This is a genomic window from Bacteroides sp. AR20 (genome assembly GCF_964250605.1).
Classification (GTDB): Bacteria; Bacteroidota; Bacteroidia; order Bacteroidales; family Bacteroidaceae; genus Bacteroides; species Bacteroides uniformis.
This window is the reverse complement of sequence record NZ_CAXUGK010000002.1, coordinates 193,308-219,387: the sequence shown is the minus strand read 5'-3', so window position 1 is coordinate 219,387 and position 26,080 is coordinate 193,308. Positions and strand designations below refer to the sequence as shown.

The 26,080-nt window shown below is 41.5% G+C and carries 24 protein-coding genes; all 24 read right to left on the bottom strand.

What is annotated here, in order from left to right; translation table 11 throughout:
* Positions 1 to 327: 327 nt before the first annotated feature.
* The 24 genes from ACESTD_RS02135 to ACESTD_RS02020 all read right to left on the bottom strand — a co-directional run bounded on the left by ACESTD_RS02135 (position 328) and on the right by ACESTD_RS02020 (position 26,066).
* A complete protein-coding gene (locus tag ACESTD_RS02135) occupies positions 328 to 2,589 on the bottom strand; it encodes a Helicase associated domain protein (RefSeq protein WP_234075992.1) in 2,262 nt (753 codons plus the stop codon).
* A 25-nt stretch (positions 2,590 to 2,614) separates the two neighbouring features.
* Positions 2,615 to 2,923: an Arm DNA-binding domain-containing protein gene (locus tag ACESTD_RS02130; RefSeq protein ID WP_195292757.1), complete on the bottom strand. Its 309-nt coding sequence runs from the start codon at positions 2,921 to 2,923 to the stop codon at positions 2,615 to 2,617.
* 492 nt (positions 2,924 to 3,415) lie between these two features.
* Positions 3,416 to 4,576: a non-hydrolyzing UDP-N-acetylglucosamine 2-epimerase gene (gene wecB, locus ACESTD_RS02125; protein ID WP_075965464.1), complete on the bottom strand. Its 1,161-nt coding sequence runs from the start codon at positions 4,574 to 4,576 to the stop codon at positions 3,416 to 3,418.
* 17 nt (positions 4,577 to 4,593) lie between these two features.
* Positions 4,594 to 5,784: a glycosyltransferase family 4 protein gene (locus tag ACESTD_RS02120; protein WP_234075990.1), complete on the bottom strand. Its 1,191-nt coding sequence runs from the start codon at positions 5,782 to 5,784 to the stop codon at positions 4,594 to 4,596.
* A gap of 3 nt (positions 5,785 to 5,787) precedes the next feature.
* Positions 5,788 to 7,341 (bottom strand): heparinase II/III family protein, encoded by a 1,554-nt coding sequence (locus tag ACESTD_RS02115; RefSeq protein WP_005634533.1) that lies wholly within the window; start codon positions 7,339 to 7,341, stop codon positions 5,788 to 5,790.
* Positions 7,342 to 7,346: 5 nt separating this feature from the next.
* On the bottom strand, positions 7,347 to 8,402 hold the full coding sequence (locus ACESTD_RS02110) for a glycosyltransferase family 4 protein (RefSeq protein ID WP_258912142.1): 1,056 nt from the start codon (positions 8,400 to 8,402) through the stop codon (positions 7,347 to 7,349).
* A gap of 64 nt (positions 8,403 to 8,466) precedes the next feature.
* Positions 8,467 to 9,687 carry a polysaccharide pyruvyl transferase family protein gene (locus ACESTD_RS02105; protein ID WP_234075989.1) on the bottom strand — a complete coding sequence of 407 codons (1,221 nt, stop codon included), beginning with the start codon at positions 9,685 to 9,687 and terminating at the stop codon, positions 8,467 to 8,469.
* Positions 9,674 to 10,774 carry a glycosyltransferase family 4 protein gene (locus tag ACESTD_RS02100; RefSeq protein WP_234075987.1) on the bottom strand — a complete coding sequence of 367 codons (1,101 nt, stop codon included), beginning with the start codon at positions 10,772 to 10,774 and terminating at the stop codon, positions 9,674 to 9,676. The genes ACESTD_RS02105 and ACESTD_RS02100 overlap by 14 nt, the downstream gene beginning before the upstream one ends.
* Positions 10,771 to 11,874, bottom strand: a complete 1,104-nt coding sequence (locus ACESTD_RS02095; protein ID WP_373158613.1) for a glycosyltransferase — start codon at positions 11,872 to 11,874, stop codon at positions 10,771 to 10,773. Before ACESTD_RS02095 ends, ACESTD_RS02100 begins: the two co-directional genes overlap by 4 nt.
* A gap of 59 nt (positions 11,875 to 11,933) precedes the next feature.
* The gene (locus tag ACESTD_RS02090; RefSeq protein WP_005634536.1) at positions 11,934 to 13,073 is read right to left on the bottom strand and encodes an EpsG family protein; all 1,140 of its coding nucleotides are present in this window, start codon (positions 13,071 to 13,073) and stop codon (positions 11,934 to 11,936) included.
* A 41-nt stretch (positions 13,074 to 13,114) separates the two neighbouring features.
* The gene (locus ACESTD_RS02085) at positions 13,115 to 14,137 is read right to left on the bottom strand and encodes an acyltransferase (RefSeq protein WP_084824218.1); all 1,023 of its coding nucleotides are present in this window, start codon (positions 14,135 to 14,137) and stop codon (positions 13,115 to 13,117) included.
* A complete protein-coding gene (locus ACESTD_RS02080; protein ID WP_258912145.1) occupies positions 14,116 to 15,105 on the bottom strand; it encodes a glycosyltransferase family 2 protein in 990 nt (329 codons plus the stop codon). The genes ACESTD_RS02085 and ACESTD_RS02080 overlap by 22 nt, the downstream gene beginning before the upstream one ends.
* On the bottom strand, positions 15,098 to 16,045 hold the full coding sequence (locus ACESTD_RS02075) for an acyltransferase family protein (protein ID WP_221729089.1): 948 nt from the start codon (positions 16,043 to 16,045) through the stop codon (positions 15,098 to 15,100). Before ACESTD_RS02075 ends, ACESTD_RS02080 begins: the two co-directional genes overlap by 8 nt.
* Positions 16,046 to 16,049: 4 nt before the next feature.
* The gene (locus ACESTD_RS02070) at positions 16,050 to 16,379 is read right to left on the bottom strand and encodes a hypothetical protein (protein WP_005649017.1); all 330 of its coding nucleotides are present in this window, start codon (positions 16,377 to 16,379) and stop codon (positions 16,050 to 16,052) included.
* 19 nt (positions 16,380 to 16,398) lie between these two features.
* A complete protein-coding gene (locus tag ACESTD_RS02065) occupies positions 16,399 to 17,865 on the bottom strand; it encodes a hypothetical protein (RefSeq protein WP_237976659.1) in 1,467 nt (488 codons plus the stop codon).
* Between the two features lie 129 nt (positions 17,866 to 17,994).
* Complete coding sequence (locus tag ACESTD_RS02060) at positions 17,995 to 18,876, bottom strand: glycosyltransferase family 4 protein (RefSeq protein WP_227247930.1); 882 nt, start codon at positions 18,874 to 18,876, stop codon at positions 17,995 to 17,997.
* A 44-nt stretch (positions 18,877 to 18,920) separates the two neighbouring features.
* Positions 18,921 to 19,088 (bottom strand): hypothetical protein, encoded by a 168-nt coding sequence (locus tag ACESTD_RS02055; RefSeq protein WP_227226227.1) that lies wholly within the window; start codon positions 19,086 to 19,088, stop codon positions 18,921 to 18,923.
* 7 nt (positions 19,089 to 19,095) lie between these two features.
* Complete coding sequence (gene wecC, locus ACESTD_RS02050; RefSeq protein WP_005634550.1) at positions 19,096 to 20,301, bottom strand: UDP-N-acetyl-D-mannosamine dehydrogenase; 1,206 nt, start codon at positions 20,299 to 20,301, stop codon at positions 19,096 to 19,098.
* Positions 20,302 to 20,331: 30 nt separating this feature from the next.
* On the bottom strand, positions 20,332 to 20,931 hold the full coding sequence (locus ACESTD_RS02045; protein ID WP_085931221.1) for a sugar transferase: 600 nt from the start codon (positions 20,929 to 20,931) through the stop codon (positions 20,332 to 20,334).
* Between the two features lie 735 nt (positions 20,932 to 21,666).
* Positions 21,667 to 21,816, bottom strand: a complete 150-nt coding sequence (locus ACESTD_RS02040) for a hypothetical protein (RefSeq protein ID WP_227187327.1) — start codon at positions 21,814 to 21,816, stop codon at positions 21,667 to 21,669.
* Positions 21,817 to 21,841: 25 nt separating this feature from the next.
* Entirely contained in the window at positions 21,842 to 22,060 is a 219-nt protein-coding gene (locus ACESTD_RS02035) for a hypothetical protein (RefSeq protein WP_005634557.1), read from the bottom strand.
* Positions 22,057 to 22,767: a tyrosine-protein phosphatase gene (locus tag ACESTD_RS02030; protein WP_005634560.1), complete on the bottom strand. Its 711-nt coding sequence runs from the start codon at positions 22,765 to 22,767 to the stop codon at positions 22,057 to 22,059. Before ACESTD_RS02030 ends, ACESTD_RS02035 begins: the two co-directional genes overlap by 4 nt.
* A gap of 54 nt (positions 22,768 to 22,821) precedes the next feature.
* A complete protein-coding gene (locus ACESTD_RS02025; RefSeq protein ID WP_195292462.1) occupies positions 22,822 to 25,236 on the bottom strand; it encodes a polysaccharide biosynthesis tyrosine autokinase in 2,415 nt (804 codons plus the stop codon).
* Positions 25,237 to 25,271: 35 nt separating this feature from the next.
* A complete protein-coding gene (locus ACESTD_RS02020) occupies positions 25,272 to 26,066 on the bottom strand; it encodes a polysaccharide biosynthesis/export family protein (RefSeq protein WP_005634567.1) in 795 nt (264 codons plus the stop codon).
* Positions 26,067 to 26,080 lie beyond the last annotated feature (14 nt).

Here is a 26,080-nt window from a genome sequence, read left to right as displayed (position 1 = left end):
AAGGAAAGTCAAAAGATGTTCATAATAATGCTCCTTACATTATTATGACAGACAAGAGTCATGACATTGGTAATAACCGTCTTTTGTAAATCGTCATTTATATGCAGTGACAATTTCATTTCCATGTCTACGAAATTTGGTAATAACATCTTTTAAAAGTGTCTAGAATTCCTATCAGTTATGTACATATCTGAATTCTGATTTTATGCGTATTTATTCATAAAATTAGACTCTATATCTGCTTACACAGGTTATCACTATACTATTTCCTGCAAATAACATTTGGGAATATATTTCGTAACCCAATGGTTTCAAAGATGTTTCCTGTCAGCTCAGAGGGAAACCGATCCGCTCCAATTGTACTATTCGCTCATCTGACATGTTTCCCTTGCGGTAATCCCGTCTTTGGATGGTACACCAACGTCCCAATGCTCCTTCACGGCATCCCGGCCATCGTCCTTGTTGGTTATGAAACAAGCACAATTGTTCGAAGTTACCTTGCCAGACCTGTTCCGCCGACCAAACAAATCCTATTTTATCCAACAAAATTCGGCGATCACTGGATAATTTTCCCAATTTGTGCATTTTTCGCTGTGTATGACACCATCCGCCCAAGTTCCCTTCTGTCGATTTAGGAAAACGATAAAATTTTCCAATAAAAGACTTCAGCTCCTCGTAGTTCTTCATCCATTCCCCTTGGAGGTCCTGGTTCCAGATAAAACTGATCTTATCCAAAGCCCGGATCCGCTCTTTGCTCAAGCGTCCATTCTTCCGCCTTTCCCGTTGGGTATAACACCAAGTTGCAAGCGAACCGTCTTCCCGTTTAGGCCAGCGTCCGCAGGTATCAAAGAAGACTTTCAACGCATGGTATTCTCTCATCCATTTGGAGTCGAGCTGGTTCCATTCAAAACCGATCAATTCTAGCTGACGGCGGCGTTCCTCCTGCAATTTTCCCCGTTTATAGGCAATGCGTTGGGTGTTGCACCACAAACCGAGTTTTCCTTCCGTAACTGACGGCCAGTCGTTTTCTTCCCGACGGAATTCAATCAGCCTCTCATACATAATCTGCCAGGGCTCCAGTTCTGCCAATATTTCCTCTATGCGCAGCCGTATGTCCGATAGAAAACCTGTCGTCAGAAAAGAGGTGTTCCCTTCGAATCCTTTGGGTGATGGAAGGAGAGATAGACGCTCCAAGTGGGGAGCCATCACGTCATAGACCGATTTCCCTGAAAGATTGTTGACAAAATCCAAGACGACCGGCTGTTTTCCTGCCCCGGCATCCAGGCAACGGCCCAATTGTTGCAAAGTAACGATGTATGATTCCGTCCGCCTAAGGAACAAGACAGCATCCACACCCTCCACATGCAGTCCTTCTATCAGCATATTGACGGAGAACAATACGTGCAGCTGGTCTGATTCTTCTCGGAAAGCATCCAGTATCCGGCCGTTCTGCCGTTCACCTTGGGCATGATGAATCTCGAACGGAGTAATGGCACGTCCCGCTCGCGTGAGCCATCCGCATACTTCCGGCACCATCTGCTTCAAATCGGTGAGATCGCGACAGAATACCAGCAGCTTGCGTACGCTTGTCGGCAGGAACTTCCGGATGACTTCCGATACCCCCAAAGCCTCTTTGAAATCCACACGTGCCAGATCCAGTTTCTTCTGTACCTTTTCTTTTCGTCCTTTTGAACAACCGCTGCGTTCCAGCTTTCTTTGCAGCCGGTCCAGTTCGTTGTCCAGCCCGTAAGCACTCTGTACCAGAACCGGAACCGGTAAGATATTGTAATACCAAGCCTGCGGCAAGGTAAGTTCATAAAACAAATTTCCTTCGAAATAAAGATCCACCGTATCGATCATTCCCTCCGGACGGATCGGCGTTGCCGACGTTCCCAGGACATAGGCACAGGGATTATTTTCTATCACTTCCTGCAAGGCACTTCCCCAAATTTCCGCCCCGAAATGGTGGAATTCATCAATAAGAATATGATCTGCCCGTAACAACCCATTGTCCTCCCGGTTACGGATCAGTGACTGGAATGTCCGGTACGTCACTTGCGGAATAGAAAATCCGACGGCTTTCCGGATCTCATCCAGAATCGTGATGTTCGGAGCAAAGACCAATATCTTTTCCTTTGCATGATCTGCGATATAGCGTGCCAGCAAATAGGATTTCCCTGTTCCGGTAGCCTGCACGATCGCACCGATACGGTGTTGTTTGAATCCCCGCATGATCGCCCTGTAAGCCGCTTCGTTATGCGGATAAAGCTCCACATGTCTTCCGGACAAGAGGCTTTCAATATAGCTTTCATCCGAAATGGTCAGCCCATGCAGTTCAAAGTCCAATGCTTCCGGCAGGAATCCGCCGTGTGCCACGATCCTGAAATATAGATTTCGATGCCCTTTACTTAGTGTAGAGAACTTCTCGTAGAACAATTCAGCATCCGAGCGAGTCAAAGGACGTTCGTTTCGGACCTCCTTCACGATGGCATGTACCATTCCCGGCTTGAAGCCTATCCGTAGTCCCTCTTCGGATTCTGTTACCTGGAAGCCTAGACGGAGATAGCAATCTGTTAAAGACGGTACCATCCTATTTACTTACAAGTCAAAAAGTTCATTTGATTATTGTCCTTTGCTGTTTAAAGAGGGCTATCATATCACCCATTGTCAGTCGACCGGTAATATCTTCAGTTATAATCCGGTTCAAAAGCCGAAGATCCTCCTCAATTTGGACACGGAAACGACAGGACTCAGGATAATTATCCCGGACTGTCCTTGCAGTTTCATCCCAGGAAGAAGCTGACAAGTGAAGACGGGAAGAAAACTCCATACGCCGATTGTGCCCTTTGTAGATACGGTAATAAATTGTACCACGCTCGGGATTTTTCTTATTAGGTTCAAAACGGACAACAACAGTAGGCATCCTTGTTACTTTTACAGCTGATTTATATAGAGGAGTTTCCCTTATAATCAAAACTTGGGTAGGGTGATTTTTTCTTAAAAACGCTCACCAATCTGAGTATTTTCCCAGCATTATTTATATCCGCACTGGAAAAATGGATAAATTCACTCATACTAGTATATGCTACCCAGAAATAGGAGAAAGTCCAAACAATAAAAGTTCCCAAAAGAAACACCCATACGCAGGAATTTTTTCATTTACCATTCCCCTTTTCTTCACACTAAAATCTAGAATCATATTGCAGACGGTTGCGGTCAAAATGCTTCTCATGCCCGTTCTCTTCCGAAGTTAGTGGTGACAACATATAGTAATCCTTGAATGTTATACACCCGTTTGAAATTAGAAACCGGACGAATCTGCATCTTCCTCGTTTTCCGCTTATAAAGCAGAATTATCATCTCCTTAAAAAAAAAACATTAATAGTCTGATTTTCAGGTTTAATCTCATATCTTTTTATATTCTGTACAGTAATGCGTTCACAATACGTCCACAAGCAAGCCCGTCTCCATAAGGGTTCACTGCCTTGCTCATTTTTTCATAGGCGACTTTATCGTCAATCAAAACAGATACTTCATTTACTATTCTGTTATAATCCGTACCTACCAGTTTTACCGTTCCTGCATCCAATGCTTCCGGACGTTCCGTTGTGTCGCGCATCACCAATACCGGCTTACCCAGTCCCGGAGCTTCCTCTTGTATGCCACCGCTATCGGTTAATACTATAGTGGATTTTTCCATTAAATAGACAAAACTCAGATATTCTAAAGGTTCAATGAAGAACATGTTCCCAAAATCGGATAATTCCTCTCCAAATACGTCATGTATCGGTTTGCGCACATTTGGATTCAAGTGCATCGGATAAACGAAGTCCACCTCCGGGTATTTTTTTGTCAAGTCTTTGATAGCTGTACACATATGGATGAATCCGTCACCGAAGTTTTCACGACGATGTCCCGTAATCAGCACCAGCTTCTTACCACCATTCAAACGGCTCACGTCATATCCGGCTTTTGCCAGTATCCCTACCAATTCACAATCCAACGCCTTGTCGCTCTTAATTTTATCCACTACCCAATAAAGCGCGTCAATTACCGTATTCCCGGTCACGATGACATTCCGATCGTCAATACCTTCCCGTATCAGATTGCTACGACTCAGTGGCGTAGGCGAGAAATGGTAGGTCGCCAGTCGTCCGGTCAAAAGTCGATTCATCTCCTCCGGCCATGGGCTATAGATGTTATGTGTACGTAATCCTGCCTCTATGTGTGCTACCGGAATCTGTTGGTAGAAGGCCGACAGAGCAGCGGCAGTAGAAGTGGTCGTGTCACCGTGCACCAGCACTACATCCGGCCTTGCCTCTTTCAGTACATCACGCATACCTGTCAATACACGGGACGTCACGTCATATAAGTCTTGTCCCTGCTTCATAATGTTCAAGTCATAATCTGGACAAATATCGAATATATCCAATACCTGGTCCAGCATTTCCCGGTGTTGTCCGGTCACACATACTACAGTTTCCACCCGTTCTGGCTGTTTCTGGAATTCTTTCACCAGCGGAGCCATCTTGATTGCCTCCGGACGGGTGCCGAAGACCAACATTACTTTCTTCATTGAATTATATTTTTACATCAGATTGATTTTATAAAATCGTAACAGCGATATATCTGTTTGTTAAAATCGAATTCATTTTTTGCCATATCCAGGCAGTTCTTCGATATTGTGCTGTATTCTTCGTCAGGAAGGTTAATCAACTCAATAATATTATTGTGTAATTGTTTGAAATCATGTGGCTTTGAAACCATTCCCAAATAATATTTCGATACGATCTCAGCCCCTTCTCCACCTCCACAAAACAGTATAGGTATGCCAATAGGTATGAGATCATATATTTTGGATGGCACTGCTCCTTTGATTGCTACGGTAAGTGGAACAATTGACGCATCGTATCTTGACAACTCTTCGGCAATTTGTTCTTTTTTTACATATCCATGATAATACACGAAACAACCGGGATGTTTATTTATATATTCTTTTATCTTTTCTGCCTGATTTCCACCACCATACAAGTGAAACTCAGCGCCAATAGACTGAAACGGAATATTCTCGATAATTGAATATATATCTTGTGCCACACCTAATAATCCGGCATATACAATGCGAAAGGGCTTGTGCTTCCTTTTGGGTTGAGCAGCAACCGCATATTGCTGCAAATTACGGTATACAAACTTGTTTTTTGTCGAAGGAAATTGATTCACATGCCGGATTATCTCTTCAGACTGACCGAAAATACCGTCTGCATTGCGATAAATATAACGTTCAATCCACGCGAAAATATCATATATCTTCCCACCTTCACGCATTGCTCCAAGCTCAACAGCAGAAAGTGGCCATAAATCGGATATGTTCACAAGAGTCTTGCGCCCGAATATTTTTTTGAAAAGCGTGATGGCCGAACCAGCCACTGGTAGTGGAGGGCTTTGGATGATCACCCTATCGTAACCCTGGATCTTCTTTATCTTAAAAACAAACAACCATAACATGGTCGCAAATGACATCATACTTACCGCTCGCTTAAAAGGATTCTTGGACACGGTTGCATAAGTCCAATATCTATACACGTTTATGCCATTAATCTTTTCTTTTTTTGACAAACGGCCTCTATAACCCTCGAATATTTGTCCTTGAGGGTAATTCGGCAAACAAGTTAACACATCCACTTCCGCTCCCTGACTTTTCAGCCCTTCAGCCATATTGGTTATACGGGAAGGAGCAGCCCCAAGCTCGGGAGAATAGTAGAACGACACAATTAAAATCTTCATATTTTATGCCTGAAATATTTGATACGTTAAATTTCTGCAAAATACTATTTTTATCGTCTTAGAAGGTTCTAGGCGATTGTATTCTACTGATACAAAATCGTTTATAATTTCTATGGAATTTGCACCGGATACAGCGATATTAGCCCTGTTGGTTCTTATTTCAGTTGACGATATGGCAAGAACCTCAATATCGGGTGCGAAATGAATATAGCTGATACATTCTGTCATATTATTGCCGACAATCTTATCATTTATTGTAAATACATCATCGTTAATAGTGAATTTCCGTTGATGTATACATCCTTTAAAACCATCGTGCTCTGCCATAATTTCATTTTCGGTATCGGATAGTACTCTTACTTTAGCTCTTTTACCCATACGGAAACCTCCCCACACCTCGCTAGAATCCTTGTTGCCGACAGTTACGGTGTTATGAGCTGACGTACTTCGTTCGTACTGCCTTCTTGCAGTCTTGTTGTAGGTAGAAATACCTGTATCAACAACAAACGGTCTGCAATCAATTCGCAATTCATAATTAAACGTATCGGCATGACTATGCCCCGGCTGATAGGTCGCAGTAATATTACCCACATCCACAACTGCCTCTAAATGTGTTGAACAAAGCTTCCTATAGCCACATTCTTTCATAGGCAAAGGGGTCCATTCCAACTTCAATCTTTTGGCGTATGCTCTCAATTCGGAAACTGTCGGTGCTATCCCATATGCCGAATCATTAAGTAAGGGAATCGTATCGTCTTTCCACACGATGCTCTCCAAATGCCCCAACATCCTTACCACATACAGTTTCAAAAGCTCACACATTTTCTCATGACCTCTATTAATCGAGGCATTATAGCAATCCAATAACCTATCGAGCAAAATGCAGTGATACATCGGTGATTGCTCGTAATGTGAGCCATCAGGCAAAATCTGTTCATCAAGCTCTTTATACAACAGACAGGATGCCTTGTCATACATTTTTTTATCGGAAAAATAAATTGAAGCGATAAACAAAGCGTAAGCATCTTCTAAAAGATGGTTGCCAAGCAGTTGGTATTCCAGTTTCCGTTCGAGCAATTTACATTGCGCATAAAGGGAATCGTTCCACCGTTGCAACCGATTGCTCTCCACTTTTTTATGATGCCTGCCGATAAACTTGATCCAGTTGATGCTTCGCAGTGCGATAGGATAAGGATCAAGACCGATCCTGTTTGTTGGCAAATCAGTTATAAACCGTTCAACCCATTCTGAACCTTGTTCAAAAGTCATGTCAGGTTGCAACAACCAATCCATATAATTCAGATTGTATGCCCAAAGCATCCCATGACTAACATCATTCCATGACTTAAAATCCCCTATAAGATTTAGGAATGTAAATGTCTTGGGTACATTGTAACAATACCACTTTGCGATAACTGAGACCATCCGCAATGAAGATTGCCGGGGAACATTATATTCCATCAACTTATGAGAAAATAGTCTATAATATAATTGATAATAGATTTGTTTTAACCGAAGATGTTTAATTGTATTGACAATAAGAATATTATTAGCCATTTGATTTAGTGCATTATAATTTCAAGTATGCGTTTATTCGTCTTATCAGATTCAAACTCTTCTTCAAATTTCTTCAAGGCATTCTCTGAATATTGAGAATAGTTTGTTGCGTTAATCGATAAGATAGCTTGTTTTATCGCATCTACATCACCGGGAATTACTAAACGACCATTGTAACCGTCTTCTACGATTTCAGGTATTCCACCTGCATAGGTTGATACGCAAGGAATGCCTACAGACATAGCTTCGATGATAATGCCCGGGTAGCCCTCGCGATAAGAAGGTAATAGCAGTAAATCATATTCTATTAAAGTTTTTAAAACCTGTTCGGAAGAGACAACTCCATGGTATGTTATTCCGCTTTCGTTGAAGTTGATATTGCGATATTTATCCTCTTTTATCTCACCATATATATCAAGGGTATAATTCGAAGGTAACAGTTTGGATACCGCTATAAGATCTTCTATCCCTTTTTCTTTGTTGATATGCGACATGAAAACACATCTGCCATGAAAGTCTGAGGGGTTCTTTCGTATTGTTGAAGCTTTACGCACATTAGGGAACCAATGTATATTGTCACTCTTTCCTATTAACTGTTGTAGGTGCGTAATACCCTGTTGGGTTTCAAAGAATATCAAGTCTGTTTGTCTGATAGCATCAAGTGCCCGTTGTAATTGGGTTTGACCAATTTTCTTTATGTAGAACTCAAATGAACCTCCGAATTTACGTAGTACGACTTTTTTGTGTGCCAAACGAGCTATTTTGCTCAATAATGGGAAATAATAAATTGTACCATGATCAGAAAAATTGAACATTACAATATCGCACCCAAACAGTCTCCACAAAAATGCCGAGAAAAAGTATGAATAATTGCGCCACATACTACGCTGGCGAGTGCGAAGATTTGAATACCGGTTGTTTTGTACAAACCTATATTCATATTCAGACTGAGAGGCTAGATAGTCAAGATAGTTTTTCATCAACACCGTCGCACCTCCATAATTCAATAAGTTGCTCTCATCGGGAATTGAGCCTACAACGAGTAATTTTTTCCGTTTCATTACGCTTTAAATTTAGATTACATAATGAAACTAAGCGGCTGATCGCCCGTTTATGTATGAAATTTTACCCCCCCCCGTATGGTATCTGAACTATTTCAGAAATTTTACTTTTCAACATATGTTCTTCCTTTTTTACTATTTCAAGTATTGTATTCGTATGGATTTGCTTGTTTTGAATTAACGTTTGTACATTTTGCTCTATATCCTCAGCTGTGGGTCTGTCTTCCCAGAATTTATACGGCATATTAAAACAGCTCATCATTCCCGGGTTTTTAAGTCCCCATTGCTTGTAAAACAAGCCCAAGCAAGGTGTCCCGACCGATAGTGCAAGGATAATGGAATGTAAACGCATACCTAAGAGTAAATCCACATTTCTGTATACTTCTATCAGTTCAAGCACATTATGGGATTTTATCAACTTTACTCCATGCTTTATTGCAAACGCTTGTGACGTTTCATAATCTTTCTCTGTCTGTACAACCACTATTACATTATGCGTTACCCCCAGTTTATCTACTACTTTACCGAGTTCGTCAAGACAATATGCTATCTCACTATTAGGAAGATGAGTGATATCACCCACCGTATGAAAACGTAATGTTATAGCAATATTCGGTTTATCACAATTAATAGAGAGTATAGACTTTGCTTGTTGCTTGTTGATAAAAAACGCCAAGTCGATAGTCTGAAAGAAATTGCCAGCTGGCATAAAGTGTTCGAGATTCTTATATGAAAGTTTCTCTCTAAACATCACAACCTGCGCCTTACGTAGTATGGGAAATAATAATAATTTACCTATCTTATTGAGAGTAGATGCTGATTGCGGAAATATGATTACTTTTTTACCATTCTTCTGTGCGACCTGTAATGGATACATCAATGCCAATAAGCGAGTAAAATCAATAATAGAATTACACCTGAACAAATTTCCACCATTAAAAATAATCATGTCGCTATCAAGTAATTGTCGGCGAAACCCTCTTTTACGTATTATTCCCATTATGGTAAAAAGACCTTCCGTATAGTTTTTCAGTGTTTTTATCATGCTATCGGTTCTGTCAAGCGTAAAAGGAGATTCAAAAACCTCTATGTGATTGCCATAACGTTGGTTAAGAGTTTCTAAAGCTTGGTGATAATCCAAATTACTTCGGGAGTATCGAGAAAAAAGTTTTACTTTTATTCCAAACGAGAGTAGCACGTCTATCGCTCCAAGTGTTATAGCAAAATCACCGGCATTACGTGCTGAATAACCATATACAAGACTAACAGTTTTAACAGGATTCATATATATCATGATATTTTGCTGCGACTTTACGTGGATTATATATTTCTTCATAAGTAGCAAGAGCTTGTTTACCTATTGATTTGCGGAGAACTTCATTCTGATATATTTCTTCCATTCGATCAGCCATTCCCTCCAAATCCGCTAATGAATTGGTATACCCGTTTCGTCCATCATCTATCAAATCCACCATTTGAGGGATATCTGAGGAGAATAACACCTTACCCAATGCAAATGTCTCTACCATAAGATTTGGCAACGCTTCGCTGTATGTAGTAAAGGTTGTAGTAGTACAAGCTGCATTGTATAGGGTGGGATTGTTGACATATCCTTCAAAATGTATACGATTTCTTACTCCTTCTGCCTTAGCCAACTGGTCAAGCCGCTCATAATATGATTGTTCATAGCCACCTACGAGAATACACCCTAATTTAACTCCTCTGCGATTTAAAATCCCCACTAATCGAATCGTATCCTCAATGTTTTTGCTTGGAACAATACGTCCGACAAAGCAAGTAAGCAAATTTGTACCAACCTTTGTTTCCAATTCTTTTCTTTTGGCTACTGTTTCATTCTCACTATGTTTATCCACAAAAATCACATTAGGGACTATGATATGTTTCATTGGACGAAATCCCACATTTTCAAAGTAATGTTTTTTTTGATACCGGGTAAGAAAAGTAGTAAAATCAACATGCTTTGCAATATACGGTGTAATCACTTTTAGCATGGATCTAAAACGCATATTCATTGTTACACGATGTACAGTACAGATAATTTTGAAGTTAAGACCATAGAACTGTCTTTGCATCACCAACACTAAAGCTGAGTAAAGTCCTAAACAATGTACTACATCAGGATGATATGACTTTAAGAATTGTTTTAGCGCTTTCCAATAAGCCATACTCATTGGGTTCAAGGTGTCCACTTCGATGAGCTCAACGTCTTTATCTTTTATTGTACCGCGATTTACTCCAAACACCATGGCATCTTCTTCATAATATTGTTTCATTGCCTTTACAAGATTTATGGCGGCTCTGACACCACCACCTATCACCTTGCGTGGCTCTACTATATATGCTATTTTCATTTCTTTATTCCTTTCTCGAAAAGTTTTACATAGTTGCGAGCACATTCGTACATACTGAATGGACCATAAGTGGCAAGAGCTTTTTGCTTCATGTCTTTAAGCTGTACATCGGTGAGGGATAGAAATCTCTTTACCGTTTTGTAATAAGATTCTTCACCGATACCGTCACTCAGAAAACCGTTTTCACCGTTGTGTACCACATCTACTATACCGCCCACAGGTGTGCATACCGGTATACAGCCAACACCAATAGCCTCTATCAACGAAATAGGCATCCCCTCATACGAGGAACAAAGTGCATAAGCATCTCCCATTTTAAGATATTCAAGCGGATTGTGCAGTTCTCCAAGTAATTGTATTGCTTCATCGTTGTACGAACGCAATTCCGCGGTCATCTGTGCATCACGTTCACCTCCGATAAACAATACAGTGAGGTCGTATCCTTCCCGTTTTAACCGCATTACCACACGTGCCAAGAGAGTTTGTCGTTTCACAGGGTCGATACGTGCGAGACTTATCAGTACTCGCGTCTTATTTGTATGTCTATACTGTTTAAATTGTTCCTTGACCTCGTCTGAAACAAGCATACCAGCATCCACATTGCGCCCATTGAAAATCATAGGAGCATCCATTCCATAATATTTTCGGAAGCTATGTAATGATTCGGCGGAAATGGTGATGGGTGTAATCCACCCACGATGAAAACAGAACTTCCGCATTCCGCTGCTGATAAAGAAGCCGGAGGCTTCTTTATCAGCAGCGGAATGTACTGTATGACAGTACATAACGCCATTCTTTCGCATGATTGCGAAAGCAATATACATAATAGCACGCAAATGCGTGTGCACCACATCAGGCTTTTCTCTACGGATATATCTATATACTCTAAATAACAAACCGATGTCAAGTCCCATCCGTTTGTTCATCGATACCACCCTTACATTATTCGATACCTCTTTCAAATAGAAATCCACCTTGTCAAGTGAGTGCAAAACCATCAATGTCACATCATGTTCTTTCGACAGCTCATTGCACAAGTCAACCACAAACCGCTCTCCGCCGCCACTGCTAAGTTGAGGAATTATTTCTAAGATTTTCATTCAGATTGTTTTTTAATTTTTTTATTGTGATCCTAATACGTGTAAACTAACGAAACATGTCAGAAAAAGACGTACCCTTCCCATACCAACCTCTTATAGAAGGCATAGAAAAGTTTATAACAGATAGGAAGGATTGCCAAAAGCATCAAGATTCTTTTCTCGCGTGTCATCTTGAAATTAGAATAATAATACCCCACAACAATACAAAGAGGAAAATAGCTCATCATTATGAAACGTATAAAGAGCCATACCGAAGTTTCTTGGAAGAAAAACAGACTGGCAATATAAGTTATTGCATACCAATAGATGAACAATGCCTTTATATACCGTGGAACATCAATTTCTTCAAAAACTATCTTCTTAGTCATAAGAGCCAAAGATGCGTATACCGGCATATAGGTTATCATTTGGTTCAGTTTACCAAAAATATTCGACTGCCGCATTGTGCCGCTCGCATATCCCGTCATCGAGCTCCCTATATTCATGTCTGCTATATCAAAACCGATGAGTCCGTTCATAATAATATAATCCAGCAGTAAAGTAGTCACAACGGTCAGGAAAGGGAATATGACAAGACTGATTTTTACCGTTTTCCTATTCAGATAAAAAGGTGTTACCGAAAGTGCAGCAATCGAAAACAACATACTTTTGTGAAAGAAGAATGAACAGAAAATCAACAAACAACCGAATAGGAATGACAATAACCTATTATGAGAGGGCCTGATAATGAATGAAAAGCCAAAAAACAGTATGGCAATTCCCAAATTTCCGCGCATTACTGAAATAATGTTGATATAAAACAGCACAAATATCAGCAATCCTATCCTCACATCAAGTTTGAGCCGTTTTATTGTCCATAACGACAAAATCACCGTTCCGCTCCACACTATAAACCGCCATACCAGATAGTTTGAAGTGACATTCCGTATCAACCAATAGTAAACGGGTTCAAGATGCACGTTTAATCCGGTTGAACAGATACGTTTGAAAAGCCCCTCGTAGTGATAGAAATCGTTGTCCGCATAGCCGAAAGTGCAAAACAGTATCAGCAGGACACCGTATACTGCATAATCCAAGATGTCTGTATATCGTTTTCTAAATTCACAGCCATATCTATACACATTCGGAAACGGATACAGCATAAGAAAAAACAGAAGTATATTGAACAGTACCGGAACTGCCTCGTAATGATATTTCATCGTTGTAATTTATTAGGTAAATAAAATAGGACACATTCATACTAACACAGAAATTTGGTGTATTTGCATCCGGCTATAATCACACTTGATACATAGCAGACGATGAAAGTGCCCACGAAGGCGACCAACGGAGTTAACTCTTTGGTATACAAAAATACCCCCCCCATTCTATAATAGATAAGTCTCAGAACTATTTCTTGCATCACATATATTCCCATCGAATTCATTGCGATACTTCGGCATACAGTGTATAGTTTTCCATTGCATCTGTCTTCCAGTTTTATAAATACAGCGACATAGATAATTGTGACTAATCCATAGCTTACCATTTTAAGAGTATGGTGGACAAACAGGATTAAAACTTTTACTTTCAAGTCCGATGCCAGTTCCGGACGCATCCCGTCCATTCCCAAAACCAATGTTACCGCAATGAATAACCCCATATAAACAGCCGATAAAATGCATATTGTTGACCAATTGACAGTTCTCAGCCGCTCACGATTTCTAAAGAAAATTCCACCAAGATGGAAAAAAAGCAGATAATAAAGCGATTGATTAAAACGGAACGGAATTCCCGGCCAAGGCAGAATAGCAATAATCATGAGTACTAACATCAAGTTACGTCCCTTGAGACAGTGCTGTATGCCATATTCCATTAAAAAGCACCAAAAGAGCATCGGAAGAAACCAAAGATGTCCGTATCCCCCAATAATTTTCCAAAAATGTTCCAGATTAAGAAGTTTTGACGGACCAAAGAATATCAATGTCATGATAATGCCCCAACACATACACGGTACAAACAGCCGTTTCAGCTTACCGGCTAGTAATAATCGGAAAGAAATGACTTTCTTTTGGAGCGAAAAGGCAAATACATACCCGGAAATCAGGACAAAAGTTTCCAGCATCCCACTGTATGCCAGTTTTCCTCCCCAATAAAATCCTTCATTGGGTTGGGCGTAGGAAGGCATATCCCAACCACCGCAATAGGGCGCAAGAGCATGATAGAGCACGAGCAGAATGATTACGAACGTCCTGATAATATCTATTTCCTTAAGTCTTTCCATATATTTTTAAGGTATTTGAATATGGGATATACACCAAGCAAAGAACCGAAATACTCGATTTTACTGAGAGTACGCATCTTGCTGTGATGAATGACTGTAATACTGTTGATTTCCGGATATGTATTGTGCCAAATCCGACGGATTCGCGGCATCAGCATATATCTATCAAGATACATTCTTGAACCAACTTTCAGCGCATTTATCTCGTCTGTATACTTTTCATAAATACCTTTGGAGCGAAGAAAGGTGAAAATCAGATCAAGATTCTCCTTACGCTGATTGAGTTTATTAATCTGGATCTCAGCACTGCCATAACTTGTAATTGACGCAGGATTAAAAAAATAGTAATAAAATGGTTTCATCAAGTATCCTACATTCCGGCTATTCCAAACCAATTGGATTATCGTCGCCAGATCCTCGTTCATATTTTGCCTTGGAAATGTTATCCCATCGTAAAGACTACGTTTGATCAAAGCGCCGCACAAGCTCCCCATCAACCGCCCGCAAAGCAATGATGACATCAGGAAGTCTTTATTATTGGTAGAAACCTTGCGCGGGGCGGAAGCATATGTAGAAACACCATCACTACGATAGAAATCATAAAAGACCATATCGTAATGGCCGGATAGGGCAAAAGTATATAGTTCCTTTATGGCATGCACATCCATCCAGTCATCGCTATCGCAATGAACCGTGTAATCACCAGAGGCCAATTGAATCCCTTGTCGTCGAACAGCGGGCAGGCCGCTGTTCGACGACAACCTCTCAATTCGTGTCAGCCTCTTTCGATGCGGATATTTTTCCAGAGTTCTCTGCAAGATCTCCACCGACTTGTCTGGAGAACAATCATCCACAAAGATGTATTCAATGTCATCAAACGTTTGGGCGAACAACGATTCAGCGCACCGCTCAATATATTCCTCTACTCTATAAATCGGTACAATGATTGATACTTTCGGATTATCCATGATTTTTAGCTGTCAGTTTTTTTAATTGTTCTATTCCAAGGGCAATTAAATAACTCAATGTTATGAAGATAACAAAAGTGATTAAGTTTGAAATTACCCCCCCCAGTTTTGTGTTATAAAAGCTACTGTTTGTTCTGATAAAATCCCTGAACAACCACAGAAAAGGAGCGTGTATAGCCATTATCGTGAGTGAATTAGCTCCCAAAGATGCCAATATTCTGTTTGTAGTTGTTATCTTGTTGAAAGGCTTGAAATTCAACAAAAGATATATGGCACAGAAAGCTCCGGCATAGAATATAAACGGGAAACTGGAAAATTTCAGTTGCGAAATATCAAATTGATAATGTGCCAAACGGCAGAACGCTATGGCTATGATATATCCGGCTATAGCAATAACGGTTGCTTTTTTAATTGCCCCCTCTGCTTGTGTCAGCCCTTTGTCGTTCATCCATTTGCCGACAGCATAGAATGGCAAAGAGAACAGCCCCTGCCCGATATAAAACGGCAAATTGATCTTGGAATATGCGACAGCCAGCCCAATTACAAAAGAAACGATAAGAATAACGTTTTTTTCCTTAACGGTTTTGTCCAAAAAATAATATATGACACATATATAAAAAAGAGCGACCAAGAACCACAACGGACCATCAAATGCGGCGATATGATGGATGCTCAGTTTATCAAGCGGTATTCCCTGCAACCCCATGCTAAAATAAAATACAGCGAATATCAGAGAATATTCCCCAAAGGGAATAAGCAACCGTTTTGCTCTTGATTGAATAAATCCTTGTTTGGGATGATAAAACATACCGGCCAAAAAGAAAAACAAAGGCATATGGAAAATACAAATTTCCTTTATAAGGATTGCGGTGGCATGTCCCCAAACGACAAGGATTATGCCGATGCCTTTAAGTATGTCTATACGAATGTCCCTTTCCATTATTTCAAAAGTTTAAGTTCCTCTTCCTTTCTTCTGCAAGAAATACATCCGCAGCACTATAATCTGCCCAAAGAACTTCTTTGTATTTTTCCTCTTTATCTGTTTCACTGATAGTACGTTTCTGCAAACCGATATTATCGAGAAAAGTAATCATGCAGTTGTCCTTATCTCTATTGACAGCAAAGAACGGCATATGAAAAAACGAGCGCATGAAACGAACCGCCGGTAACAAACATTGCAATTTGACCAAATTAAGGAATTCCAAAAGCCCCGTAACAAGCTGCTGTTTAAAAGGATACAAACCGCAACGGAGTGTATTGTATACTGTTGCCACCACCTTTATTCCCTACATTTTATTGTTTTTTTAAGAACATGAATTTATTTGTTACCGTACTGATTACGAACCCTCTTTCTTTAGCATCAAGTCCGAATTTATAGATAACAAGTCCGGAAATGATAAGACTGGTCAATACGACAAGTATATGGCTACCCCAGCTTGAGGTTAGAAATTTATGCAAAAAGAATGGGACCGGAATGATGCAGACCGACACCCAAAGACACCTAAACATCACTTCCACGACATACCTCCTAACCGGGAAATTCACTTTGTGTTTGAGATAGAATATTCTGTAACAGTGAGTAATGAAATTGATGGCAATTCTGACAATCACCGCATAGACGGGACTGCAACCGAACTTGAACAATATATATATAATCGGAATATTCATAATTATCATCGAAGAAACGGTAAACTGATACTTGGCTATATTGCCTATTGTTTCAGATGACACCCAAAGACTTCCGGATAATGCATCAATAAGCAGGAAGATGAGATAAAGCTGAATGAACTGTACTGTATATTGAGGGACACAGACAAGCCATAACTCGACGACAGGCCGACAAATCAAAATCAACGGATAAGCGACGAAAAAGAGCAGGAAATACGAGAATTTTGACGAGCGGAAAACAAGTTCCAGAAATCTGGATTTATCCCCTGAAAAATAGGACTGGACAATCTGTGGCTGCACCGCTTTCTGAAAGTTTGTAACCAAAGTATTGACAGCACTGAACACTTGCGAGGCTACCCCCATTGCCGCATTGACAGCAACCGTGAAAAAAATATTCAAAAGTATTGATATGCCTTGTATGGATGCGACATGGGCTATACCGCCGAAAAGGCTCCATGAAGAAAAGAAAAGCATTTCTTTCAGCAGCTTTCTGTCAAAATAGAACCGGAATCTGCAAGTCGTGAAATTACGCTTGCAATAAATGGCATAAATGATATTCAACAATATCCCAACGGTCATAAGGGCAACGGCGTACAACACCAGACGATTGTCTTCAGCCCAGAAAAGGAGAAATACTGTTCCCAATTTTGCCATTACCTCAATGATGCTGACATAAGCGAAAAAAGACATCCTCTCATATGCAATAATGCTCGACTCATCAGGAATCCTGATAAAATGAAGACAAGCGGTCACTACAGAAATATGGTACACAACCCGTGCTGCATCTTGTGTTTCCGGAGGAATATTCAATTTTGTTTCAAAGAAATAGAGCCCCACAGTTTCCAATACGAAGCCGATAAATACCGCTATTGCAAAATGTATCAGAAGACTCATGGAATAAACCCTCGAGACTCTGTCATGATTGCCTTTTCCCAATTCCACGTTCAGAAAACGTTGGGTGGCTTTTGTCATTGCGGAATTAATAAAAGACAGAAGTGCGATAAAGCCGCCAACAACATTGTATACTCCAAAATCGTTCTCTCCCAACACTTCCAATATAATCCTGGAAGTATATAGAGATACGGGCATCATTACGAATGTCCGTATATAAAGCATTAACGTGTTGCGTGCTATGCGTTTGTTTGATGACTGCATTTATAACTATCCTACATTTTTTAATCTCAATTGCAACCTGAATGACAATAGAGTGTCAGGGGCAAATCAATTGGTCTGATGGTATATAGAAGCTAACTTTTCCACACCGTCTGCAAGCGTGAACCGACTGGATATTACTTTTGATTTTCTACCCATCATTTCTCGGACTTCACGATTATTGACAAGTATCTCAATCCTGTCAGCAAGCTCTTCAACATTCTCTTTTTCAAAAAGATATCCGTTTTCTCCCTCATGTACGATTTCAGGAATGCCCCCAACTCGTGTACCAATAACAGGCAACGAATAGTTTAGGGCCTCCATAATACTAAGAGAAAGTCCTTCTGTACGGGAAGGCTGCAAGTAAATATCAGAAATATTCAAAATATCATTAATGTCATTTCGTATTCCCAAAGACATAATCTTTCTATTCAATCCGGCCTCGGCAATCAATTGCCTCAAGCTATTACTGTCTTCAGAATTTTCGCTAATTCCGATGACAAGCACTATTATATCGTTTTTAAGTCTGTTGGAGTCCATCAGACTCTGAATACTTTTGACAAGTATATCGAATCCCTTGATACGAATATTGAATCCGATTGTAGTCAACACGACTACCCCCTTTGGTATGTCCAATGTTTTTTTCAGATTTGGGTTGACAATCTTTTTTTTCCGGACTCCCAAGTATAGGACTTCACTCTTTGAAGAAAAACCTACGCCTTCAATCATTTCTTTCTTTACGCCACAACTGACACAAAGGAATCTTTCAAAAGGAAAAAAACAGAACTTCAGATATAATTTTTTAAGTTTGTTGGAAACAAAGATTTCACTATGACGGGTTGAAATAATCCGAATCCGGGGAAACAGAATTCGCAAGAATGGTGCAATAAGATAACTTCCAAAATGAAAATGAACAATGTCTATTTTCTCACGTTTGATGACACCTATCACAAATTTGAAATATTGAAATGTGGAAATGCTTTGTTTACAAAGTATTACCCCCCCCACTTATTGATGTCATTTACATAGTTTTCACTGATTGGCATCGACTCGTATACAAAAATAAATTTATCAACACGGCATATCTTGACCAATTCAGCGAAGTAGGATTCTACTCCGCCGTATTTAGTCGATTTCATACCTGTCAGTTCTAAAATATTCATATATTCACTATTTTTTAAATATTCCACAAAAGTCCAATATCACCTTATCCTCTCGCCATTCTAATTCTTTGAACGGAGTGTGTGCTGTAAGGAATACCACGATGTCCGCCTTGTCGTAGGCTTCTTTGTAATCTGTTAACTTGAACACATGGTGCTCCTTTACATTGGGTTCCACAACCAGGATATTGGCATTATTGCAACTCTGCATCACTTTCGTGGTAATATATTTTGCAGGACTCTCGCGCAAATCGTCGATATTCGGTTTGAAAGCCAACCCCATCATGGCAACGCACGGTTTCCGATGATGTTTCAGTTCAAATTCCAGCATGGCATTTTTCACTTTTTCTGCGCACCAAAAACTTTTGTAATTGTTAATTTCACGGGCATCGGCAATCAATTTACTCTCTGCTGGAAAATCAGCAGTGATAAAATAAGGGTCAATAGCTATACAATGACCTCCCACGCCACAACCAGGCTGCAAGATGCTAACCCGCGGATGTTTGTTGGCAAGATTGATAAGTTCCCACACATTGATACCGGCCTTGTCACAAATCAAGGAAAGTTCATTCGCAAAGGCTATTTGTACATCCCGACTGGAATTCTCCGTCAGTTTGCACATTTCAGCAGTACGACAGTTGGTTCTATGAAGTGTTCCCTGCACGAATTGAGAATAAAATCCAATGGCCTTATCGGTAGATTCAGGATTTAAACCGCCTATGACCCGGTCGTTATGTATCAGTTCGTAAATCACATTGCCCGGCAATACACGTTCGGGACAATAAGCCACATAAATCCTATCTTCCAATTCAGGACGTTCGCTGAAAATGAGGCGGGCCATCGCTTCGGTGGTGCCTACGGGTGAAGTGGACTCGATGACATAAAGGTCGCCTTCCTTTAATAATGGCAATACGGCACGTGTAGCGGCTTCCACATAACTAACGTCCGGTTCATGATTTCCTTTGAACGGGGTGGGAACTACCATAAAATAAGCATCGCTCACCTCCGGCTTTATGGAAGCTTTCAACGAGCCGGCATTCACCACCTCCTGCAACATCTCCTCCATACCCGGCTCAATGATATGCAGATGTCCTGCATTCGTCATATCCACTACCTGGGGGTTAATATCAACTCCTGTAATCTGAATGCCGTGCTTGGCGGCGATAATGGCTGTGGGCAATCCGATATACCCCAAGCCCATAAAACAAGCTTTCATTATCAATCTGTTATATAAGTTATTAATCTTTTAAAATTTCTTTCCGAGTACAATTGAACAGAATGTGTTCAACAGAATTTTAAAGTCGAACCACCATGAGCGATGTCCTAAATAATAAAGGTCATATTCCAAACGTCGGAGCATCTTCTCCATCGTATCCGTATAGCCGTTATATAGTGTGGCATATGATGTTACGCCCGGACGGATTTGGTAAAGATAAGTATATCGCTTGTCGTGTTCAAGTATCTGGTCGATATAAAACTTACGCTCCGGACGTGGACCGATGAATGCCATATCGCCACGCAGAACATTGTAGAGTTGGGGTAATTCATCCAAATGGTGCGCCCGGATGAAACGACCGGTCTTAGTCAATCGGGAATCATTTTCACCCCCGGTATGACTAAGCTGCGGTCCGAACTTCTCGGCATCCAGACGCATGGAGCGGAATTTGTATATGTAGAACGGGCGCCCGAATCTGCCGATACGTTCTTGCTTGAAGATGACACTTCCTCCATCTTCCCTGCGAATGGCAATGTAGCAAAACAGGAATAGCGGAGAAAAAATGATCAATGCAATCAATGACAGGATAAAATCACCGATACGCTTTACATTGCGCGCAAATGCGGACATTCCATCGGGAATGAAACTGTCCCGTGGCACATATTGGCTGACATGTGTGGTGACAATTATTGCATCATCATTCGGGTCATCCTTTTTCAGCTTATGCAACCACTTCTGATAAGCATTAAAATTTATTGTATCTGCCATTTTTAACTTTATATAGGTCTCAGTTTGTGAACCTACCTCAACAGAACCTTGCAACAATGAAACAAGGGATTCTCCGGATGTAACCGTACACGGCATCTGAAGACAGTCTGAGTAACTACGAAAATTCATGTAGCCTTGTTGTTTATCAAAAAGACGTAAACCGTATGCGGAATAACCGTATGCACACCATGCACCGATCTGTTTATTCCGATACAAGTGGATATAAGAACCATCATTTTGATTTTCGTTTTCCCTTATAAGATGAACATTCATAAAAGTATATTGTTTATAATTTATCGTAAGCACAAAGCACTATACATTTGACTAATAATCAAGAGGTTTCCTGATCGCATCTATTCTATTTCACCTAAGACATACTTGTGGGGGCATGACGAAGAAGTTCCATTCCTCACACGAAGGACAACAGAATCTTTGATAGAGGAACAATCGTGATTATCGTCAATGTTGTTAATGCAGCTTCGTATCCGACCACTGTCTGGACCAAAGCCATAGCTGTTATGGCATGAGCCGTAGTGAAACCATGCATAACAACATTGGATATAAAAATATCAGTGTCTTTTATTCTAAGATTAAAGATTATACCAAATCCTGTTGATTGTACAAGTCTTGTTGCAATTTAGTCAACGGACGTAGATGAATGTCCGTTTCATTCTCCAGAAAACCAAAAATGATACGTTTCTGAAGGGAAGGAGTTATGGTCATCCCATCGTATTGATTTTCCATCATCTTCATATAGCTCTTATCCCATGCCTTACGTTTCCAGATAATTTCTTCCGCCACTTCCATTCTTGCCGACAATGGCACTTATTGTCACCCCCGCAGCAAAGAAATTCCTTTCAAGCGACCTGCACTCATCACCATAGCCATTGAACTGATATTGTTCACCTTGTTTCAAGATGCGCAGTACGTTCCTGTTCCAGCGGTCATCCTTTCGGATTACAAGGCTCGTCAATGCAAAATTTGCAATCATTGATCACTTTGTTTCTGTAAGGTTCCAATGACTTCCGATTTTACTGCCGAAGCGACCAATGTCTTGTAACAGCCTATGGCATGGATGTCACAACCGGTACGGTCGTACATTCCGGCTTTCAGCAGGGCTTCGGCCTTTTCCTGTACATGTTTTCCGTACATTCCGGCCAACGAGGGCAAATTGAGTTGGAAGGAGACATGCTCTTCCTTCAAGGCCTGATAATCCCTCTTCTGCATATATTCATACCGTTCCGAATGTGCAAGCAACGGGTAATAACCTTTCTTTTGGATGCGTTGCAGGACAGAGAGCAGTTCCATTGGTGGATTGAAATAGGAGGTTTCCACCAACAGGTAACGTTTCCCCTCCTCTAGGGGCAGCAGGTCATCTTTTTCCAGCCGTTCCTCAAAGAGATTGTCCATCATGTATTCCGCAGCCAAGGCAAGTTCCAGTGTGCCGTTATAACTCCGTTTCAATTCTTGGAACTTTTCCTGCAAGGTCACAGTTTCATTAGGGATGTCCTCCATGATGTGCGGCGTGAGCCATACCTTTCTGACTCCATGCTTTTCCATCATATCTAGAATTCGGAGTGATTCATCCAATGTTCCCACTCCGTCATCCACTCCCGGAAGGAGATGGCTGTGACAGTCGGTCATTCCTTTCAGGATACCGCTCCGGGCGAAGGTTATTGTCTTACGAAAGGGCCACATGATAGTTGAGTTAAAATTAAAAGTTCTTACGAGAACGATAACATGCAAAATCAATCACTTGATGACCATCCATTTACCCCCCCCCATTTTTCCTTTATTTCCATAGTAGGAGGAGTAGCCGTTGCGATAGCCATATCTATAGCCATAGCGGCCTCCGGCACTTTCTGTACCGTTCAGTATCACGCTGAGGTTCTTGAAACGTTTCTCCTGGTAAATATTTTCTAGTTCGGGCAGCATGCTACGGTCCAATAAACCGCTGCGGACTACAAAGACGGTGCGGTCAGCCAGTTTCTCGATGATCTGCGCATCGGCCACGATATCGATAGGCGGACAGTCAATAAAGATATAGTCATACTCGCTGCGAAGCACCTCTATCAAAGTGGCCAGCTTGCCGTCCTCCAACAGTTCCGTCGGATTTGGGGGAACAGTACCGATAGGAATGATATGCAGGTTGTCGTATTTTTCATCCTTCACGATAATCTCCTTCCAGTCACTGACACGGTTGCCCAGATAATCACTTAAACCAGTCTTCGGGGAATCCACGTAGGAGGAGGTGGAGCCGTGACGCAGGTCACCGTCTATCACCAATATTCTCTTTTTCTTGATGGCAAAGCTCATGGCAATGTTCATGGCAAGGAACGACTTGCCGCTGCCAGGATTAAACGAGGTAAGCATGAACACGTTCTGACCGCTGTCCTTGCCTGCCATAAAGTCAATATTGGAACGTAACACGCGGAACGCTTCATTGATAATGTTACGGTTGCCTTCCTTCACCACGATGGCTTTCATGACAGACTGTGTGTGTTTATCGAATCCCAATTTCTTCTTAGCACTGAGATATTGGGGGATCTCACCGATGAACGGAATGCTTAGGTTTTCCAGATCCTTTCGCCCGCGCACCTTGGTATTCATGTTTTCCTTCATGAAAATAATCACCGCCGGAACAAGCAGACCGATGGCGAATGCCACCAAAAGGATATTCATCTTTCGGGGGGCTGTGGGAAGCATGCTGCCTCTCGGAGCGGTAATCACACGTGTATTGTAGGCGGTGAAAGCCTGTGAAAGCTCGTTCTCCTCACGTTTCTGGAGCAGATAAAGATACAGTTCCTCCTTCACCTTCTGCTGGCGTTCCACAGAAAGCAGATATTTCGCCTGGTTCGGGTTGGAAGCCAGTTGGCTGGTGGTCGTGGCTTCCTGTTGGCGGATGTTGCGTATTTGGGTATTGAGCGAAACAATCAGGTTGTCCACCGACTGAATGATGGTACGCTGCATGCTTTGCAGTGAGTTAGCCATGTCTTTTGCCAGAGGGTTCTTCTCGCTACTGTTGGCGATCAGGCGGTTACGTTCGAGCACGATCGTGTTATATTCACCGATCTGGCTCTCGATATTGACATTAGCGATACCGGAGTTGGTGGGTAACAGCTGGCTGAGTTTCTTGTTATTCAACTCTTTCCGGATATACTGTGCGGTGGAAAGCTGGCTGTTGAGTGCCAGCAACTCCTTCTTGTTCTCGGCGGACTGGGACAGGTAGAGGCTGGATGCCGCCTGCACATCCGGCAGCAGGTGCTCACTCTTGTAACCGGCGATGTTCTCATCTACATTGCCCAGCTCGTTTTCGATCACGCTCAGACGGTCACCGATGAACTGCGAAGTACTGACGGCGATCTGGTTCTTGTCCTGAATCCATTTCTCGTTGTACATTTCAATCAGGGTGTTCAGAATGTCTTCAGCCTTCTGAATGGAGGCATCGTTGATACTCAGATTGATAATGGTGGCATCCTCGTTTCCCAATTCCGCATGCAAAGCGGCTGTATAATAATCGGTGACGGCACACACATTACCTTTTCTATAACGTATGGAAGTGCCCACGAATGAATCATTCCAATATTTTGTGAAATTGATGACAAGTGTGCCTATTTCAGTACGGATGGAATCGCCCATCTTTCCGGAGAAATCTTCCCCAAACGCTTTCCCGTTTACTTCCATGTCGGATATGACAAACGTTTCTTTGGATGAAATATCTATTGTAAAACCGACAGGAGTTTCATCCAAGTGGCGATAGGTGACTGCTAAAGGCGAACTTTTGTATAATTCCACATCTTTCAGTCCTTTGCGGACAGTATAGGTCTCGTTTAATCCCAACCGCTGTACCACCTCGGTCATCAGCGTGGGCGATTTCAGGGTGAGCAACTCATTGTTGATATTGGTATTCGACTTGAAGATACCCAAGTCAGAAAATTCACTGACCGCATTGGTGGATGTTCCTCCCTTGGAATCATCTTTCACCAAAATGGCAGCGGTACGGGTGTAAATGTTCGGGGTGCCCAGCAGGTACAAGGCGGCTGTCGCCAGGGTTACGAACAGGGAGAGGGCAAACCAGTGCCACCGGGGCATGAAAATCCCCCACAGGTCTTGTATGCGTATGAAGTCGTCAGCAGGCTTGCTGGCGGTTGTTTTCTTTTCTGTCATATTATAAAAATATAAAGTGATTCCTTTTCTGATGGTTACTTGAATATTAGCACACCCAACGAAGTGAGGAATGAAGCGACGCTGATCCATAGCGATACGGACTTCACGTTATTCTCGTTGATGGTGCTCTGACCGGCACGCATCTTATTGGGCTGCACATAAATCACATCGTTTTGCTTCAAATAGTAGACCGGAGATTTAAAAATGTCCTTACTACGAAGATCTACCCAGTGGGTGACACGCTCACCGTTTTCCTCGCGGATGACAAAGATAGCATCACGTTTACCGGTAATGGTCAAGTCGCCCGCCATGCTGATGGCTTCAAGCAAAGTGATCTGGTCTTTGGTTATGTTGTACTTGCCGGGGGTTTTTACCTCACCTAACACGGAGAAATAGAGATTCATGAACTCTACGGTCACTACCGGATCTTTCACCAAGTCCTCTTCCATCAGCCGTTTCTTGATAAGGGCGGCAATCTGGCTTTTGGTCATACCGGCAATATGAAGCGTACCAATGACCGGAAAGTCTATGTTTCCCTTGTCATCGAGCGTGTAACCGGATATTTCACCATTATTGTTGCTACTACGTAAATCGGCAGTTCCTGCCCGATACTGGACACGTGTCAGGTTGAACAACGCTGCCAACTGCGGGTCTTTACTGGATACCATGATGGAAATTTGGTCCTTGGGCTGCACGGTGATGTCTCTTGCACCCACAATCGCTTCAGGCTGATTCACAGCAATGTCTTGAAAGTAAAGAATCTCCTTCGAAGTGTGACAGGATGTAAACAACACTATCGCAAAGAGATAAATCAAAAATCGATTCTTCATATTTATATCTGTAC

Coding starts and splice junctions, on each gene's coding strand:
- ACESTD_RS02135 (WP_234075992.1), bottom strand. CDS start 2,589: ATGGTACCGTCTTTAACAGATTGCTATCTCCGTCTAGGCTTCCAGGTA.
- ACESTD_RS02130 (WP_195292757.1), bottom strand. CDS start 2,923: ATGCCTACTGTTGTTGTCCGTTTTGAACCTAATAAGAAAAATCCCGAG.
- wecB (WP_075965464.1), bottom strand. CDS start 4,576: ATGAAGAAAGTAATGTTGGTCTTCGGCACCCGTCCGGAGGCAATCAAG.
- ACESTD_RS02120 (WP_234075990.1), bottom strand. CDS start 5,784: ATGAAGATTTTAATTGTGTCGTTCTACTATTCTCCCGAGCTTGGGGCT.
- ACESTD_RS02115 (WP_005634533.1), bottom strand. CDS start 7,341: ATGGCTAATAATATTCTTATTGTCAATACAATTAAACATCTTCGGTTA.
- ACESTD_RS02110 (WP_258912142.1), bottom strand. CDS start 8,402: ATGAAACGGAAAAAATTACTCGTTGTAGGCTCAATTCCCGATGAGAGC.
- ACESTD_RS02105 (WP_234075989.1), bottom strand. CDS start 9,687: ATGAATCCTGTTAAAACTGTTAGTCTTGTATATGGTTATTCAGCACGT.
- ACESTD_RS02100 (WP_234075987.1), bottom strand. CDS start 10,774: ATGAAAATAGCATATATAGTAGAGCCACGCAAGGTGATAGGTGGTGGT.
- ACESTD_RS02095 (WP_373158613.1), bottom strand. CDS start 11,874: ATGAAAATCTTAGAAATAATTCCTCAACTTAGCAGTGGCGGCGGAGAG.
- ACESTD_RS02090 (WP_005634536.1), bottom strand. CDS start 13,073: ATGAAATATCATTACGAGGCAGTTCCGGTACTGTTCAATATACTTCTG.
- ACESTD_RS02085 (WP_084824218.1), bottom strand. CDS start 14,137: ATGGAAAGACTTAAGGAAATAGATATTATCAGGACGTTCGTAATCATT.
- ACESTD_RS02080 (WP_258912145.1), bottom strand. CDS start 15,105: ATGGATAATCCGAAAGTATCAATCATTGTACCGATTTATAGAGTAGAG.
- ACESTD_RS02075 (WP_221729089.1), bottom strand. CDS start 16,045: ATGGAAAGGGACATTCGTATAGACATACTTAAAGGCATCGGCATAATC.
- ACESTD_RS02065 (WP_237976659.1), bottom strand. CDS start 17,865: ATGATGCCCGTATCTCTATATACTTCCAGGATTATATTGGAAGTGTTG.
- ACESTD_RS02055 (WP_227226227.1), bottom strand. CDS start 19,088: ATGAATATTTTAGAACTGACAGGTATGAAATCGACTAAATACGGCGGA.
- wecC (WP_005634550.1), bottom strand. CDS start 20,301: ATGAAAGCTTGTTTTATGGGCTTGGGGTATATCGGATTGCCCACAGCC.
- ACESTD_RS02045 (WP_085931221.1), bottom strand. CDS start 20,931: ATGTCCGCATTTGCGCGCAATGTAAAGCGTATCGGTGATTTTATCCTG.
- ACESTD_RS02040 (WP_227187327.1), bottom strand. CDS start 21,816: ATGATGGAAAATCAATACGATGGGATGACCATAACTCCTTCCCTTCAG.
- ACESTD_RS02035 (WP_005634557.1), bottom strand. CDS start 22,060: ATGATTGCAAATTTTGCATTGACGAGCCTTGTAATCCGAAAGGATGAC.
- ACESTD_RS02030 (WP_005634560.1), bottom strand. CDS start 22,767: ATGTGGCCCTTTCGTAAGACAATAACCTTCGCCCGGAGCGGTATCCTG.
- ACESTD_RS02025 (WP_195292462.1), bottom strand. CDS start 25,236: ATGACAGAAAAGAAAACAACCGCCAGCAAGCCTGCTGACGACTTCATA.
- ACESTD_RS02020 (WP_005634567.1), bottom strand. CDS start 26,066: ATGAAGAATCGATTTTTGATTTATCTCTTTGCGATAGTGTTGTTTACA.